Annotated in this window: 10 protein-coding genes; 3 read left to right on the forward strand and 7 right to left on the reverse strand. The window is 28.8% G+C overall.

What is annotated here, in order from left to right; genetic code table 11:
- The 5 genes from ARA19_RS04785 to ARA19_RS04805 form a co-directional block, all read right to left on the reverse strand.
- Positions 1–1017: an ABC transporter substrate-binding protein gene (locus ARA19_RS04785; protein WP_055069828.1), complete on the reverse strand. Its 1017-nt coding sequence runs from the start codon at positions 1015–1017 to the stop codon at positions 1–3.
- A 138-nt stretch (positions 1018–1155) separates the two neighbouring features.
- Complete coding sequence (locus ARA19_RS04790; RefSeq protein ID WP_084764248.1) at positions 1156–1932, reverse strand: ABC transporter ATP-binding protein; 777 nt, start codon at positions 1930–1932, stop codon at positions 1156–1158.
- Positions 1932–2990, reverse strand: coding sequence for a FecCD family ABC transporter permease (locus tag ARA19_RS04795; protein ID WP_055069829.1), 1059 nt, complete (start codon positions 2988–2990; stop codon positions 1932–1934). Before ARA19_RS04795 ends, ARA19_RS04790 begins: the two co-directional genes overlap by 1 nt.
- A 291-nt stretch (positions 2991–3281) precedes the next feature.
- A complete protein-coding gene (locus ARA19_RS04800; protein WP_055069830.1) occupies positions 3282–3470 on the reverse strand; it encodes a hypothetical protein in 189 nt (62 codons plus the stop codon).
- Between the two features lie 242 nt (positions 3471–3712).
- A complete protein-coding gene (locus tag ARA19_RS04805) occupies positions 3713–4675 on the reverse strand; it encodes an alpha/beta hydrolase (protein ID WP_055069831.1) in 963 nt (320 codons plus the stop codon).
- Positions 4676–4911: 236 nt separating this feature from the next.
- Between ARA19_RS04805 and ARA19_RS04810 the strand changes: the two genes are divergently transcribed.
- The 3 genes from ARA19_RS04810 to pnuC all read left to right on the forward strand — a co-directional run bounded on the left by ARA19_RS04810 (position 4912) and on the right by pnuC (position 6987).
- Positions 4912–5241: a hypothetical protein gene (locus ARA19_RS04810; protein WP_055069832.1), complete on the forward strand. Its 330-nt coding sequence runs from the start codon at positions 4912–4914 to the stop codon at positions 5239–5241.
- A 241-nt stretch (positions 5242–5482) separates the two neighbouring features.
- Complete coding sequence (locus ARA19_RS04815; protein ID WP_055069833.1) at positions 5483–5857, forward strand: hypothetical protein; 375 nt, start codon at positions 5483–5485, stop codon at positions 5855–5857.
- A gap of 326 nt (positions 5858–6183) precedes the next feature.
- Positions 6184–6987 carry a nicotinamide riboside transporter PnuC gene (gene pnuC, locus ARA19_RS04820; RefSeq protein WP_055069834.1) on the forward strand — a complete coding sequence of 268 codons (804 nt, stop codon included), beginning with the start codon at positions 6184–6186 and terminating at the stop codon, positions 6985–6987.
- A gap of 90 nt (positions 6988–7077) precedes the next feature.
- Here the strand turns inward: pnuC and ARA19_RS04825 are convergent, their stop codons facing one another.
- Both ARA19_RS04825 and ARA19_RS04830 read right to left on the reverse strand, forming a co-directional pair.
- Entirely contained in the window at positions 7078–15150 is an 8073-nt protein-coding gene (locus ARA19_RS04825) for a hypothetical protein (protein ID WP_055069835.1), read from the reverse strand.
- An 895-nt stretch (positions 15151–16045) separates the two neighbouring features.
- On the reverse strand, positions 16046–18709 hold the full coding sequence (locus ARA19_RS04830) for a calcium-translocating P-type ATPase, PMCA-type (RefSeq protein ID WP_055069836.1): 2664 nt from the start codon (positions 18707–18709) through the stop codon (positions 16046–16048).
- Positions 18710–18712 lie beyond the last annotated feature (3 nt).

The following is an 18712-nucleotide window of genomic DNA, read 5'->3' on the forward strand; positions in this document are numbered from 1 at the left end:
TTATTTATAGAACATGTTATTCATCGCCTCTATAGCTGATGCATTTCTTATTCCTGGTGAAAGATCTGCTAATCCTATTACATGTATATTATTATTTTTTATAGCAGTTACATCTTTTAGTGCTGGATTATTTTTAAGAAAATCTATTTTCTCCTTAACAGGTTTCCCAGCTAAATAATCAGTTACTATAATTACATCAGGATTTTTCTTAACTATGCTTTCAAAAGATACTGTTTCATATGGTTTACTCAAATCTCCAAAGACATTTTTTCCACCTGCTAAAGTTATTAAGTTATTTGGTAAGCCACCACCTACAACCATAGCATCTTTTTCTCCTGAATCATAAATTAAAACTTTAGCCTTTTCTTCTTCTGTCTTTTTACTAACTTCTTTTTCAACTTGTGCTATTCTATTCTTCATTTCTGTAATTACAGAATTTGCATTATCTTCAACATTAAATATTCTTCCAAGCATTGCAAAATCCTCATATACTGTATCAACTGTAGCATCTGGTCCTGCTGATTTTGCCATAAATGGTGCTATCCCTTCATTTACAAGCTCCTGAGCAGTTCCTGTTGTATCTGCTGATATAGAAGCTTCCCATCCACTTACAAAATCAGGTTTTGTAGCCATAAATGCTTCTTTTGATATTGAATGACCTTCTGCAACCTTTAATACAGGTATTTTATCATAAGCGGCCTTAAATTGTGGTAATATAGGATTATCTAAAAGAGCAGTTCCAACCATTCTATCCCCTAAATTTAAAGCTAATAACATTTCTGTCATGAATTGAGAAAGAGTTACTGCCCTTGTAGGTGCTTTTTTAATTACTACATCAGCTTTTTCCTTTCCATTATCAAAAACATAACTTACTTCTTTGTAACTTTCATCATTTTTTTCTGTTTTTATCTCATTATCCTTAGATCCTTTTTCTACTTTTGCTCCACATCCTACAAAAACTCCTGAAATAACAACTATTGATAATCCCATTAACATTAATTTTATTTTTTTATTCATAACTTAACACTCCCTTACTTATCTGTTGTTTCTTAATAATTAATAAACAATTCTCATTATTTTTTTATATGATAATAATAATGCTTTATCATTTAAATCCTTTACTTTTCATAAAAAATAAATTGCATCAAGTAATAATTAATTATTACTCATATAAAATATATGTTTCTTATTTGTTATTGGATTAACTCCTATATAACAATTCACACCAAATAAATATTTTAACAATTCTTCTGTTATAATCTCTTCACATTTGCCATTAGCTACTACTTCTCCATCCTTCATTGCAATAATATAATCACAATACATAAGAGCTATATTCATATCATGAATAGCTGATAAAGTGGTAATATTAAGAGTTTTAACAATATCCATTACTTGAATTTGATAGCCTATATCTAAATGATTAGTTGGCTCATCCAAAATTAAAAATTCTGCATTTTGAACTAATATTCTTGCAATTAAGGTTCTTTGTTTTTCTCCACCTGAAAGGGTATTAAAATTTCTATACTTATGTTCACTAAGCCCAACTCTTTCTATCATTTTAGAAGTTATATCTAAGTCTTCTTTAGAATAATCCTCAAATATTGATTTATAAGGATATCGCCCCATTTTTACTATATCCTCAACAGTAAAATCAAATTGTGTACTACTTTCCTGAGCTAAGACTCCAATTTCCCTTGCACATTGTTTAGAGGACATTGTAAGAAGCTCTTTATTATCAACATATATTTTCCCACTAGTAGGCTTGTATACCCTATATATATTTTTTAATAATGTTGATTTTCCTGAACCATTAGGACCAATTATTCCAACAAAGCTTCCCCTTGGAATTTCCATAGATATATTATTTAAAATTCTTTTATTTTCTATAAAAAATTCTAAATTCTCAACTTTAATTTTAATATCTTCCATTAGTTTCTCCCTCCAAATGAATATTCATTTTTAGAAATTAACCATAAGAAAAATGGTCCACCTATTAAAGATGTTATAATCCCAATTGGAATTTCTCTAGGTGAAAATGCAGACCTTGCTATAGCATCAGCCCAAATTAAAAATATAGCACCTGTTATTGATGAAAGTATTATTAATTTTCTATGACTACTTCCTGATATATATCTACAAATATGAGGAATAACAAGTCCTATAAAACCAATAGCACCTGTTATAGCTACTAAAGATGCTGTTAGAATTGTAGCTAAAAGTATTATCACAGATTTTACAACCTTTACATTCATTCCTAAAATAATAGCACTATCATCACCAAATAATAATAAATCCATAGATTTCGAAAGAAATATTGATGAAATCATAACAATTAATAAGATAATAATCGGTAGATATAATTTCTCGTATGTTCCTCCACCTAAGCTTCCCATTATCCAAAACATAGCTGATTTAGCTTGATTAGAATTTTTAGCAGAATAAATGATTATATTTGTTATAGCTGAAAAAATTGTTGAAATTGCTAATCCAGATAAAACTAATCTTGTTGTAGATGTACTTCGTCCCCATTGTGTTCCTATAACAAAAACCATTATTCCACATAATACAGCCCCTATAAAAGCTCCAAATGCAACAGATAATCCAGTGCTTACTGCTATTGTTGAACCAAATACTATAATAAATACAGCCCCTGCTGAAGCACCTGATGATATCCCTAAAATATAAGGATCCGCTATTGGATTTCTAGTAACGCATTGCATTAAAACTCCACAGGTAGCTAATCCTGCTCCTGTAACTAAGCCTAAAATTACTCTTGGTACTCTTATTTCCCATATAATTGTTTCTATGCTTTCACTAAAATTATGAGAGCCTGTTAATTTACTGCCTAAAACATTGTATACAACTTTTGGCTCTATATAGGTACTCCCTATTGCAATACATATAATCACTGATATTATAAGTAATGCCAATAAAGCTATTACCCAAAAAGCAAATCTTTTGTTACTCTTTTCTTTAATTTTTTCCATCGTCCCTCCATTCTTTCTACAACAAATTACTTAAAATTAGCTCTCCCACATATTATAAACTAAAAAATATAGATTATTAATAGATTTTAAAGAATATTTTACAATTAAATATCTTTTTTTTTATTTATTTTATTTTTATCTTCTTTTTATAAGTCTTTTTTAAAAATTTCATTAATACAATAAAAGAAATTACAAATATTTATTTATCAACTTATTCCTTCCAAATATCTTTTTAAATAAAAAAAACTATTATTTAATATTTTAAATAATAGTTTTTTCTTTTATATTCAATTATAATTTACTTCCTAAAAACAATAAAACTGATAATATTATTAACATTATAAAAATCAACAAAGTACTTTTATCTTCTTTACTTTGAGCTAATACACAATTATTATTATTTTCTAAGTTTCCATCTTTTAAATTTTTTATTAGATATAGTATAAAGCCAATAATAATTATTATTATTAAAAAATACATCTTTAGCCCTTCTCTCCAAATAACTATATTAGAGTTATAAACACTTAGATATTACACTGCACAATATTTATTTAATAATTAGTAGCTTTTATATTTTTCTTTACTTAATATTCTATATTACATAATATGATAGTTCCTTATATTATGTTTATACATAATTGTATTTTTAGGGATTTATCCCATTTCTCTCGAACTTTTTACCTCAATACCAATAAATCTTACTCTCTGTACTATTATGCCCCTTATTTCTTACTATATGATACTTTTTCTTCATCAGCTATAATTTGAATATCCTTAAACCATTTATAAATAAACTCCATAACTTCATCTTTACTTATCTCATTAAGTAATTCATGTCTACATTCCTTAAATAACTTAATATCTATATTTTCTATTTCAAGATCTTTATATTGTTTATATAGTCTCTTTACAGATTCTCCATTTTTTCCAACAGGATCTTTTTCTCCTGACAAAACTAAAATCGGAAGTTTTTTATTTATATTTTCTAATCTATCAACTTTATATAGCTCATGTATTCCTAAAAATAAATTTCTATAAAAATTTATAGTTGGGACAAAAGCACAAAGCTTATCATTTATGTACTTACTTTGCTCTTCTTCATCTCTTGTTAACCATGCAACTTTTGTTTTAGGGTTGTCTATATTTTTATTAAAGCCGCCAAAAGCAAAATTATCTATAAACTTAGCAGCTTTTCTATCACTTATAAATTTACTTTGCATGGTTGATACAAAAATTCCTGTTTTTACATCTACTCCATCGTTTTTTGCTGATCCAGATAAGATTATTCCATCGATTTCACTTGAATATCGTATAATATACTCTTGTCCAATAAAAGATCCAAAACTATGTGCAAATATATACACAGGAATCTCCTTATATATTTCTTTTATATAGTTTGTTATTATATACTCATCTTCTACAATACTATTAAACCCATCATCACCTAAATATCCTAATTGACCATTTTTAATTGCTGTTTTACCATGCCCTCTATGATCATCAGCAAAAACAATTATATCCCTATTATTTAAAAACTTTGCAAAATTTTCATATCTTCCACTATGTTCAGCCATTCCATGAAATATTTGCACAACTCCTCTTGGATTTATAACATCATCCCATATTCTTAAAAATATTTCTTGTCCATCTTTTCCTTTTATGAATGTTTCCTTACTACTCATCATACTCATCACCCTCATTTTATAATTTAATTAAAAGAAATTTACATAGTTATATTCTAAAATAATTATAACATTTTTTATACTTTTTTCTACCTTCTCTAATTTAACTATCCTCTTAACTTCTAACACTTTCAACTATTCAAAAAAGATTATTATTAAAAATTAAAAATTATTTACAGAAAAATTTTATATAATATGGTAAAATTAAACTAAATAAATTTATTTTAGGAGGATTTTCTATGTCAAAGTACAAAGTTGGAGATGAATTAATAATAGTAAATGATCCAACTAAGGAACAAAAAGAATTAAAAAATATAAGTAAACTAACTATTGAAGATAATCTAGCAACTTTAAGTTTAGGAATAAAAATAATTGATATTCAATATGATGAACCTAATGTAACTTTAACGTACAAAAATGTAAACAATGATGTAAATAAAGTTTTTGCAGTTTGTACTGATATAAAAAATTTCGATCATCAAAAAGTATTGGAAAAAGCATTGTTAAAAGCATTTCAACAAGAAGTAAATCATATAACAGTATTAAAAAACTCTAAACTTAGCAAGTAAAGAAAGAGAATGTATTTTTTGTACATTCTCTTTCGCTTCCTTTTGATAAAACTTTTGAATAAATTTAACTTTTTTTATTATTTTGTAATTATTGTATTTTATAATAAACATATAATTAATTAATTATTTACTAACTAGCATCTATAATACTTCAAGGTTCTATAAACTAAAGATAAACAAACACAAGCCACAGTTTAGTTTTAACAAAAAATATATAATGATCTTTACCTAGGAGAATATAATGAAAAAAGAAATTATTTTTATTGTAATTACATTTTTAATAATAGGATTTATTTTACAAAAGACTAATATTTACGAATTTACATTAAATATAATCGCTAATAAAGAGCTTAAAAATAAAATGAGGAAAAAACCTAGTAAAAAATTATATAGAGGTTTTTACGCTTTTGGAATTTCAATCTTTTTTGTGCATTGGCTTAATAATAAGTACTCATTCCCTTTATTTTTAGAATCTCTTGTAATATTTGCTCCAATAATCTATGCAATTTTTATTATAAGAAAATTAAATAAAGATAGTTCTTTAGAATCTATTATAGATATAATATTTGCTGGAATAATTTCAATTTTATCCACTATTGCTTTAATATTTATATAAAGAGGCATGAATTAAAGAAAATTCTTTAATTCATGTTTTTTATTTATATAAAACTTTAACTCTATTTAAAATTAAAGCTTAATTTATTACTTTTAAAATCCTAATATATAGATTATATTATTTATCATATCAACTACTCTAATTATCTACCTCTCTTTTAAAAACATAAAAACTCAATAAAATATTCAAATATATTTCGTATTTTTTTCTTATTATTAACTTTCACTTGACATTTCAATATATATAATCTAATATTAACATTATAAGAACGAACTTTATGTTTTATATTTATAAAATTATTCGTATAACAAAGGATGTGTAATTAAATGAACTTCTATAAAAGTTTTAGTAAATTCCAAAAAGTATTTTTTATATTCTTCACAGCTGCTAGTATTATAACTTTTCTACTTCCTTTATTCTTAGGAAAAGACTCTCTTTCTAGCGTTTTTTCTCCTTTAGGAATAACAGGTCTAATTTGTACTATTTCTGGAATATTAGTTTCCATCTATACTGCTAAAGCTAATATCTATGGTTATGTTTGGTGGATTATAAATACTATAACGTTATCAATAATTGCTTTAGTAAGCAGCTTATACGGACAATTTATTGAAAACTTCTTTATAGTATTACCACTTATAATCTATGGTTTTATAGCGTGGAAATCTCATATGTCAAAAGAATCAACAAATAAAATTTCAATAAATACACTTACAAAAAAACAATGGTTATACGCTATTATAGTTTCAATAGCTTGTTTTATTGCTTATGCTATATTTTTAGATAAATTACCTTTAATTTTCTATAAATTATTTGACTTTAGAATTTCTGCTGATCCACAAGTATTCTTAGACTCCATAACTGCAACCTTAACAATAATGGCCGTACTTTTAACTGCTAAGAGATATGTAGCTCAATGGAACTTTTGGATTGTATCTAATTCTTTAGGAGTTATAATGTTCCTAATACAAACTATACATGTTGGAGTTGCTAATCCTTCTATTTTTGTAGGTGACTTATCAAATACCTTATCACTTCTTCAATATTTAATCGGTTCAATTTATGGTTATATTATGTGGAGAAGAATGTACAATGAAGGAAAAAAATCTAAACTTCACTTAGTAACTCAATAAAATATAAAAAGATCCTCTATGAAAAAATCTTATCTTCATAGAGGATCTTTTTTATATTATTTATGACAACTTTCACTATTTAGTCATTTACTATTTTTTTCTTCTAAATAAGAATAGTCCACTAATCATTGCCATTATACCTGCAATTACTCCAGCTTCTTTTGCTGTATGCTCAGTACCTTGTATATTTAATCCAGTATGTGGTAATACAGTTTGTACTGTACTGTTATCTTCATTAGGTCCATTTACTAAATTGTTATCAGTATAAGTTGAACCTGTTGAGTCATTAACACTTGAGCTATTAAATGGAGTTTCAGTGCTTCCATTTGTGCTTGTAGTATTATTTGCTGTTCTAGCACTTGATGTGTTTCCAGTTACTATATTTCCTTGTCCATTATTATTAACTACTGGAATATTGTGATTTACATTTGAAGTTGCTGAAGTTTTAACTTCTCCACCATTTGCGCTTGCATGTGCTGTAGCTGAACTATGAGCTTCTCCATTTCCACTTACAGTAGCATGAGTACTTGTTGAAGTATGAGCCTCATTTCCTGTAGTTCCTTTATTATCATTATGATTTACATCAGTTTTCTTATTTGTATCTTTTCCTGTTGATGGTTTAACATCTGGTGTTTTGTCCTTACCAGTATTATCTCCAGTTGAAGGTCTTGCTGTATTATCCTTGTGTTCTGGTGTTACCGGCTTCACAGCTGTTGTTTTGTCTGTATCTTTTCCTGTTGACGGCTTAACATCTGATGTTTTGTCCTTACCATTATTATCTCCAGTTGAAGGTTTTGTTGTATTATCCTTATGTTCTGGTGTTACTGGCTTCACAGGTGTTGTTTTATCCGTATCTTTTCTTGTTGATGGCTTAACATCTGATGTTTTGTCCTTACCAGTATTGTCTCCAGTTGAAGGTTTTGCTGTATTATCCTTGTGTTCTGGTGTTACCGGCTTCACAGGTGTTGTTTTATCTGTATCTTTTCCTGTTGATGGCTTAACATCTGATGTTTTATCCTTTCCAGTATTATCCCCAGTTGAAGGTTTTATTATATTATCTTTATGCTCTGGTGTTACTGGTTTAACTTCTGGTGTCTTATCAGTTGACACCTTAGTTATGTGATACACTATATGAATATCTTTCTTTCCAAATACCTTTGGCAAATCTTTTTCTGAAACTGTATGTCCATTAACAGTTATATTTTTTACCTTATAACCTTTTGGTATTGTTGGTGTATCTTTTGTTATAGGCGTTCCTACATCTCCAATTACTTTAATTATTGGCTCTTTTGCCCCCCCAACAACATTTACTGTTACAGTTGTTTTATCCTTATGTTCTGGTGATACTGGTTTCACAGGTGTTGTTTTGTCTGTATCTTTTCCTGTTGATGGCTTAACATCTGATGTTTTGTCTTTACCAGTATTGTCTCCAGTTGAAGGTTTTGCTGTATTATCCTTGTGTTCTGGTGTTACTGGCTTCACAGATGTTGTTTTATCTCTATCTTTTCCTGTTGATGTTTTGTCCTTTCCAGTATTATCTCCAATTGTAGTTTTTGTTGTACTACTTGATGTAGAGCTTCCAGCTCCTGTAGTATTTGATGTGCTACTTCCACTTGGTGTAATTACTGTTTTATAGTTGTAAATTATAGTAACTCCATTTGGTTCAAATTTTCCATGATAATTCTCAAAGTTTTGTACATCACTTGGAGTAGTTATTGTCTTACCATTTACAGTTATACTTTCTAATTTTAAATACTTATTATGAGGTAAATCATAACTAGCTGTTTTTCCAGGTATACCCTGTAATTCTCCACTTCCATATGGTGCACCATTAATCTTTATTTCATATTTTAATGATCCTTTTTTTTCTACATTTTTTCCTATAACATATTTAACAGTTTGTATCTTATCTGTTATTATGCTTGGTAAATTGTGTATTAAATCTTTGTCTTCTTTTGTTGTTAATGTCTTTCCGTCTACTATAACTTTAACTATATGATATCCTTTTGGAGGTGTATAAGGTTTTAAGTTTGTATCTGCTCCAACTTCACCATTTGCAACTACAGTAGGTTCTTCTATAATTGTACCTTTTGTTGTTACTACTTCTTGTTTTACTTCTCCTGTAGGTATCTTAGTTATGTGATACACTATTTTGCTTGGAATATTTCCATATACCTTAGGTAAATCTTTTTTTGAAATTGTCTGTCCGTTAACAGTTATATTTATTATCTTGTATCCTTTTGGTATTACTGGAGTGTCTCCTGTTATTTTACTTCCCACATTTCCTGTTGTTGTAGTACTTGAGAATATTTTTGTTCCATCTGTAACTGTTACTGTAGCTGATGATTTATCAGGTGATACTACATAAGTAAGTTGACCTTCCTTATCGCTAGGTATTGTATCTGGTAACATATAAATTACCTTACCTCCAGTTACTGTTGATATAACCTTTCCATTATATAATACCTTATCTAAATGATATCCATTTGGAATAGCTGTTTTATCACATGTTACTTCACTACCTTCTGGACCTTTAGCAACTATTGTATCTTTTACTAATGTCTTTCCATCTTCTGTAACTACTTTAGCTTTTATATCATTAGGTTGATTTTCAACTAAATGATAAACTATAGTCTGATCTTTATCACCATAAGTTGTTGGAACTTTATCTACTATTTTACCATCTACAGTTATGTTTCCTATATGATAACCTGCTGGAACATTCGGAGTAGTTATACCATTATCCTCACCAGGCATACCAGGTTTAGTAGTTGTAGTTGATATAGTTTTATTCCCTTCTACAACTTTCACTGTATCCTGTACAGGAACATGTTTTACAGTTATGACAATGTTATTGTCACTTTCTTTATTCGTATCACTATTATAAGTTACTTCATATTTACCATCTTTATTAGGTGTAACTTCTTTACCATTAATTGTTACCTTAACTATTTTATATCCTTCTGGAACATTAGGAGTTATTACATCCTCTTTTGAATCAGGTTTTCCACTTCCTACTTCCTTTGAAGGAACTAATGTAACAACTTTTCCATTGATATCTGTTACTACTTTTGCATAAGTTTTGTCTTTTACATTCTTAGCTATTGTATAAGTAGTTGTATTATCTGTGTTACCAAAAGCTTTTGGTACACCATCCACCCCTTTAGTAGTATTAGTTACGTTAACTATATGATATCCTTCTGGTATTTTGGGTACATTTAATCCAGTTTTACTTCCTGTATTTCCTGTAACTGATACTGAAGGCTCTGCTGGTTTACCATTTTCATATACTACTTTAACTGTATCTGTAGGTTGTTTACCTATTGTATAAACAATTGTTTGATTGTCTTTCCCTTGTGTAGTTGGTACTTCACCTTGTGGTACTTCCTTTCCATTTACAGTTATTTTAGTAACTTGATATCCTTTTGGTAATTCTGGTAATCCTGTATTTACCTTTGCTCCTTGAAGATTTGTTGTTGTCTTACTTGGAACAACATTAGTACCATTTTCATAATGTTCTTCTACTGTAGTAGTTGGATTTTTAGCAATGTTATAAACAATATTTTGATCATTTCCTGTAAATTTACTTGGTACTCCAGTAGTTATTACTTTACCGTTGTCTGTAATATTTACTATATGATAACCTTCTGGTATTTTGGGAGTTTTAAATCCTGTATCTGTTCCTTCAACTCCTGTAGCTGTAGTAGTTTTACCTACTTGAGTTATTACTTCCTTACCATTGCTATCTGTTGAATGTTCCATAACTTTTACAGTATCTGTTGAAACTTTACCAATTGTATAAACAATTGTTTGATTATCTTTGCTTTGCGTTGTTGGTACCTCATTTTGTGGTACTTCTTTTCCATTTACAGTTACTTTAATTACTTTATAACCACTTGGAAGTTCTGGTAATCCTGTGCTTACCTTTGCTCCTTGAAGATTTGTTGTTGTCTTATTTGGAACAACATTTGTACCATTTTCATAATGCTCTTCTACAGTTGTTGTTGGATTTTTAGCAACAATAACTTCTATCTTATCATCTTTCTCTACATTTTTATTATCTGAAAAAGTCTTTGGTAAGTTATATAATCCATTTGCATTTGGAGTTATAACTTGGTTATTAACTGTTACTTTTACTATATGATAATCCTTTGGTATTTCAGGCATATTAACATTAGTATCACTTCCCGGTGCTCCACTTGAAACTACATGACTAGGAGTTAATATATTTCCTGTTGTTGTTTTTACATCAACATATACCTTATCAGTAACATTTTTAGCTATTTTATAAACAGTTGTATTATCACTGTTTCCAAATGTATCAGGTACACCTGTAACTTTATCTCCATTTCCATTAGTTATACTTACTATATGATAACCTTTTGGTATTTCTGGAGTGTTTAATCCTGTTTTATCACCAGTGTTTCCTGTAACTGATTTACTACTTATAACCTTAGGAGTGCTACTTCCTGGAATAAATTCTTCTACTTTAACTGTATCTGTAGGTTGCTTTCCTATAGTATAAACAATTGTTTGATTGTCTTTTCCTTGTATTATTGGTACCTCATTTTGTGGTACTTCTTTTCCATTTACAGTTACTTTAGTAACTTGATATCCCTTTGGTAACTCTGGTAACCCTGTATTTACCTTTGTTCCTTGAAGATTTGCTGTTATCTTACTTGGAACAACATTAGTACCATTTTCATAATGCTCTTCTACTGTAGTAGTTGGAGTTTTAGCAATGTTATAAACAATATTTTGATCATTTCCTGTAAATTTACTTGGTACTCCATTAGTTATTACTTTACCGTTGTCCGTAATATTTACTATATGATAGCCTTCTGGTATTTTTGGAGTATTAAGTCTTGTGTTTGCTCCTTCAACTCCTGTAACTGTAGTTGTTTTACCTACTTGAGTTGTTACTTCCTTACCATTACTATCTGTTGAATGTTCCATAACTTTTACAGTATCTGTTGAAATTTTTGATATTACAAACTTAATATGAGTCAAAGTACTATTATTTAGTATTCCTACAGTATTAAACCACTCTTTAGATACTTTTTGTCCATTAACATAAATACCATCTAACTTATAGCCTAGTTCTTTCATAGCTTCTTTATTAGTTGCTAAATTAATTTTTTCTTGCAATTCTTTTGGTGTTAAATCAGATTTACCATCATTATCTGGACCATGACCTATAAGATTATTTAAGGAAATCTTTTCACCATTATAATTAATAATATTACTTAAAGCACCACTTGATATTGCTTGTCCATTTAAATCAACTACTTTCGAAATCCAATCATATGATAAATTTTCTCCCGGTGGAGTTAAATTAACAATATTACTTGTTGAGCCTAAATTACTATCAGGAGTATAATACTTAAAAGCTGAATTAACTATTTGATAAGTATTTCTATTTATTCCTGTCAAATGAACATTATAATTTATATAAAAATCTTTTCCAGGTTCTATTGTAGGAGCAACAAAATAAGCAACCATCCTTGATAAATTTGTTTTTCCCGGTATATATCTAACCCATCCACTTCCTGGACTTTCAATATATTTAAGTTTTCCCTTTAAATCAAGTGCATTTGTATTATCCAGTATATCTTGATTAACAGAATTTAATGCTGATTTAGGTAATACCCATGTTGGTGCACCACTTGTATCTAATGATAAAAGTTCACTTCCAAGCCCTCCAACGCTTGTTGCTCCTTCATTACCCGGTAAATTATTTGAACCTACTGTTGGGATTTGACCAACAACAAAATATTTTTTAGTTTCATATTTTCCATTATGAATGACATCCGTAAGAGTTACATTACCACTAGAATCTACTCCATTAGAGTAATGCATACATTCATTTGAAGTTTCTCCAGTTAAAACTTGGCTATTAAATAATACTATTTGACTAGTAGCTCCTCCCTCAAGCTCACTTGAATTCGGATTATTATTATAATTATAAACTATTCCTTGATGTCCCATTTTACCTTCTAAGTGAGCTGAAACAGTTATTGTTTGTGGTCCAAATGTAATATAATGAGCTTCAAATTCAACTCTTGGTTGAGGACTCATATTAAATCTTTGAGGAAATCTTATTAATATCCTATTTCCCTCTATTTTATAATCTTCCTTTGGAACTGTTACTCCATTTATAGTCACTGGTGAAGTTAAAACAAAAGGAGCATCCATATTAACATTTAAAACTGTATTTTTAGTATATTGTTCTGTAATTCCTGAGCCATAACCATATATATAAAAATAGAACTTATGGGAATTATCTAACCAACTTACTGGATGATTCTGAACTATATTACCAGCACCTTTAGGACTATCTATGGTAGTAGTGACTTTTTCATAAGCATATGTAATTGCACTTGATATATCATGTGATATGCTACCATATCTACTTTCAGTAGTATAATAAGTACCATTTCCCACTGGTCCTTCTACTGGCTTTTGATCATATATATCTTGGTTAGTAATATTATCAGGTGGACTTAATAAAAATCCAGAAAATTCTCCATTATTTTTAATTATAGTATCACTAGATAAAGCCCCTTTTTCAATAGCATGTCCCATATTTTCTTTTTCTTCTTTACTATAATTTCCTTGCAAAATTCCAAGAGTAAAAACTCTATTAATCATAGGAGTCCATGCACCATGTATAGGTATTTCATGATAATAGCCTACCATATTTAATGGATTCCCATTATACTCTTCAGATTTATAGGTAAAATTTATTTGTGGAAGTTCTTCACCACTTTTATACATTTGAAGTATTTTATCATAGGAAAAAGCTTGGCCAATTCCGCTCATATCTCCATTAACTATCCTTTGAAAAATAGCAGCTTTTTCACTAGGAGTTCCTGTTAAAAGTATATTTTCTGCATTTTTATTTAAGCTAACATAAGTTTGATCTTTAATTGCTATAAGATTCTTTCCATCTATAACTACCATATTTCCATCTGAAAGTAGGGAACCAGAATAAATTTTATATTTCCCAGGAACTCCAGCACTAAGCTTTGAAGAAAAGGTATCATAAATATTATACCAACCACTAGCCTGTGTCCCTTGTGACATAGTAAAACTATCTCCTATAGCATTTTGAGTTAAAGTAGCTGATGCTGAATCATAATTAAATGTTGTTGTTTTATTTAAATCTATATTAGTATTATATTTTTCATTTAGTGGAACAACAGTAATTTCCTTATTAAGAACTCCATTGGTTTTTGTAACCACCTTAAATAATCTATTTACCTGACCTATTAACCTAGAATCAACTGTATAAGTACCATCTGGATTTACAGTAAATCCTGGAACCTTTAAAGGAATTATATCAATATCCTTTGAATCTGGATTATCTATTTTAAAAGTTATAGACTGAGGCTTGTAATTGGCTGGATTATATATGCCAGGATTATTTGGAGCACTATTCCCATTATTTAAGTCAATGTCTAAATAACTTTCATGTTTGTTATTTTCTGAATGTGTTATTTTAAGTCCAGCATATACATTATCAGTATAATGATTTGTAAGTAATATATCAGGAACTTTTATAGGTACTACTTTCTCCTTATTCCCTACCATTGCATGTATTTGAAAATTAGGATTTACTTTTACGTCCCAATCAGCATTTCCTACTCCTACTATAGCTGTTATAACAAAGGTAGAAGTGGTATTTAAATCTTTTAATTCACTTAATTGTACATTAATAGATTTTAATAACTTGGCTGCTGCTTCTTTTTCTTTTGGGTCATTAGAGTTTTTCCCCATGTATTGTGCAAAAGGATTAGCTGTTAAATACAATTTAGGTATCTTATAAAACTTTCCTGTTTTACTACTTAAGGATACTGCTATTTTATAAACTACTTCTGTATTACTAGTAGCTATATTTGTAGTTTTAGGAATATTATTTTCTGGTATATAATTACTATTATTAGTAAATCCAGCAGCTGATTCTTTAGTAATATTAATATTACTAATTTCTATATTTAAGTCATTTGGATTTATATTATTAGTTGAATCCTTAGAAGCAACCTTCTTTGCCATTAATAATTTTTTATTTACTCTATTACTTTGATGTATTGTAGATGTCATTGAAATAACGCCAGCCATAGTAGCCATAGCTACTAGTGACTTTAACTTGTCACTTTTCAACTTCTTTTCCTCCTTAGTTAAATTATTTATTACTTTTATATCTAAAATAATAAATCTCTAATAATTTATTTTACTAAAATAATTCAGCGAAATAAATGACTATTTTCTTACAACTTCATTATTTAAAAATATCCTTGAAAGTTATATGCTCCAATGATATTTTCTTATTTTTATATTATCTTTTTATTATATCTACCCTTAAATATAACATCAAGACTTATTTAACTTATGGTGATTTACAACTATTTTACCCATATATTTTAATTACTTGATAATTAATTCATTCCTTGATTCATTTTTATATTCTTCAATAAACCTTAAATTTAACTTTTCTAACGCTTTTCCATTTTTCAATAGTTTAATTGTAAAACTATTGATACAATACTCTGTATAAATTAAATACTTAAAGCCACTATTACCATTTGTTTTTGACATCAATTTTCTAATTGTAACTATACACCATTGCAGAAAACAAGTATATAAGAATAATATTTAAACTTACCCGTGTATAGTTCCATGTATTATCATAACCATCCCTAACATAGCTATGTCCAATATAATAAACTATTTATAATAAAAACTATTATCTTTGCTTTAATAATATTTTCTCTCACTATAGACCTTATTAATAAATTCTTTAAAATTCCATTGAATATTTCTTATTTCTTCTAAGTATAGCTTACACTCTAACCGTAAATTCAACTAAAAAAGGAGGTTGTTATATAATCATCTGCTCCAAAACCAATGCCTAAAACTTTATCAGAATTAAATCTTAGTTTATTCTTTTTTGCATGTAAAACAAAATCCTTAATAAATTATTTTACTAAAATAACTCAACGAATTCTTTCCAACAAAAAAGACACTCTTACGAGTGCCTCTTTAATCAACTTTTAATTTATGCTACAGTTTTTTCTTGAACTACTTCTTCATGTTCTTTTTTACTTGAAAACATAAGTTTTCTAAGCATATCTACAGGTATTATTGTAGCTGCTAATAATATTATAATTGGCCAGTGTTCTATAGCAATTGGTGTACAATTAAATATTGAACCACCAACATAAGTTAATACTATTTGTACAACTACTATAATAGCCATTACTTTTATGAACTTCATATTCTCTTTGATGTTTTCAAAAATATTTAAGCTTTCACTTCTTACATTGAATCCATTAAATACTGCTGCAAAAACGAATATTGAAAAATACGCTGTCATTTGTTCTCCAGTCATTTTATTAGCTGTACTTCCAAACATATTCATGAAATATGGTGATTTTAAGAATACAAAACTTAATATAGTTACCCAAGCACCTGCAAATAATACTTGTCCCATCATTTTCTTTGAAACAATACTTTGAGTTCTTGACTTTGGTTTTTCTTGCATGTACTTTCTAAGTGCTGGCTCTGAACCTAAAGCTAAAGCTCCTAGACCATCCATTATAAGATTTATCCAAAGTATATGTGTTATGCTAAGAGGTTCTTCTATACCGAAGAAAGGTGCTATGGCAGAAACTGCTACAGCAGCAACATTTATAGTTAATTGGAACTTTATAAACTTAAGAATGTTATTATATATTGTTCTTCCATATAAAATAGCATTTTCTATAGATTTAAAGTTATCATCTAATATAACTATATCTCCAACTTCCTTTGCAACATCAGTACCTGATCCCATTGCAAAACCAACATCGGCTCTCTTTAAAGCTGGTGCATCATTAACTCCATCACCAGTCATACCACAAACAAGATTTAACTCTTGTGATAATTTAACCATTCTTGATTTATCAGTTGGAAGTGCTCTAGCTATAACTCTTAAATTTGGTATTAACTTTTTAACTTCATCATCTGAAAGCTTATTAAGCTCCTCTGATGTAAGAGCTACATCTGTATCTCTCTTTATAAGCCCACAATCCTTGGCAATAGCCACAGCTGTTTCTTTTCTATCTCCTGTTATCATAACAACTTGAATACCAGCATTTTGTACTTCTTCTATAGCCATTTTAGCTTCTGGTCTTACATCATCTCTTATACCAACAAAACCTACGATTACTAAATCATCTGGTAATGTATTCTCTACTAAATTACTTTCACTATAAGCAAAAGCTAAAACTCTCATAGCCTTTACTGCTAAAGCATCTATTTTTGCATTTATTTTTTCTTTATCAATTTCAACGACTTCACCCTTAGTATTTAAATACTTAGTAGCCTTTAATAATAATCTTTCTGGAGCTCCCTTATAGAATGTTTTACCATGCATTTCAGAAGCTGAATATTTATTAGTTGAATTAAATTGTTGGAATTTATCAACCTCAATATGTTTATACTTGTTTACTTGTGCTTCTGTTAAGAAATTAAGAAGTGCTTTATCAGTAGCATTTCCTCCAATAACCTCACCCTTAGCATCAAACATTGCATCTGTATTTTTTCCTATACATAATGAAATTACTTCTTTTATTTCTTCGCTGGTTTTATAAGAATCTTCTATTTCACCATCAAAGAATTCTACAACTTCAAGTTTCCCCTTAGTTATAGTACCTGTCTTATCACTAAATAATATATTTAATGAACCAGCTGTTTCTATACCTATTGGTTTTCTAACTAAAACATTTCTCTTAAGCATTTTAGATGTATTATTCATAAGAACTATAGCTATCATAAGTGGTAATCCTTCTGGAACTGCCATAACAACTATAACTACTGCAAGCATAAGAGCATTTAAAACATCTTTTAGCATTTCAATTCCACCAATAGACATATAAGCTGAAACTCCACCTGCAAGTAATACCTTATGAATCATAAATGATCCGCCAATAACAATAGCTCCAATATATCCAAACTTTGATATTTTATCGGCAAGTTCTGTAAGCTTTAATTTTAGTGGACTTTCAACATTGTCCTCAGCCATATCTTCTGCCATTGAGCCCATAACTGTTTTCATACCAACTTTAGTTACTGTCATAAGACCAGAACCATTAACAACTACTGCCCCTCTAAATAAAGAAGATTTATCCACAAAAATTTCACCTGTTATTGCAACTTCTCTTTCAATATCACCTTCTGAGTAATCTACTACAGGTTGCTTTTTACACTCTTCAGCCTCTCCATTTAAGGCAGAGTTATCAATACTAATCCCTCCATCTACTAAAAAACCATCTGCTGGTATTTTATCACCAGATTGAAGAATCACAAGATCTCCTACTACAATTTCATCCATAAGAATTTCTATTGCTTTACCATCTCGATAGACCTTACACTTATCTTTCTCTGCATTTTCCTTTAGCTTTCTATACTCATTATCTGAAGCTATTTCTGTTTTTGCTGAAATAATAGTAACTAATAATACAGCTATAATTATTCCTACAATTTCTCCTATTTGAGCATAACCAAAAGCAGCCATCACAGCCATAATCATGGCAATTGCAATTAAGAGCTTTATCATAGGATCTCCAAAGGCATCCTTAAATTTATCCCAAAAAGTTTCTGGTGCAGCTTCATGGATTATATTATCCCCATACTTTTTTCTGCTCTTTTCTACTTCCTCTTGATTTAATGACTTAAACATATA

The organism is Clostridium massiliamazoniense (genome assembly GCF_001403635.1).
GTDB lineage: Bacteria > Bacillota > Clostridia > Clostridiales > Clostridiaceae > Sarcina > Sarcina massiliamazoniense.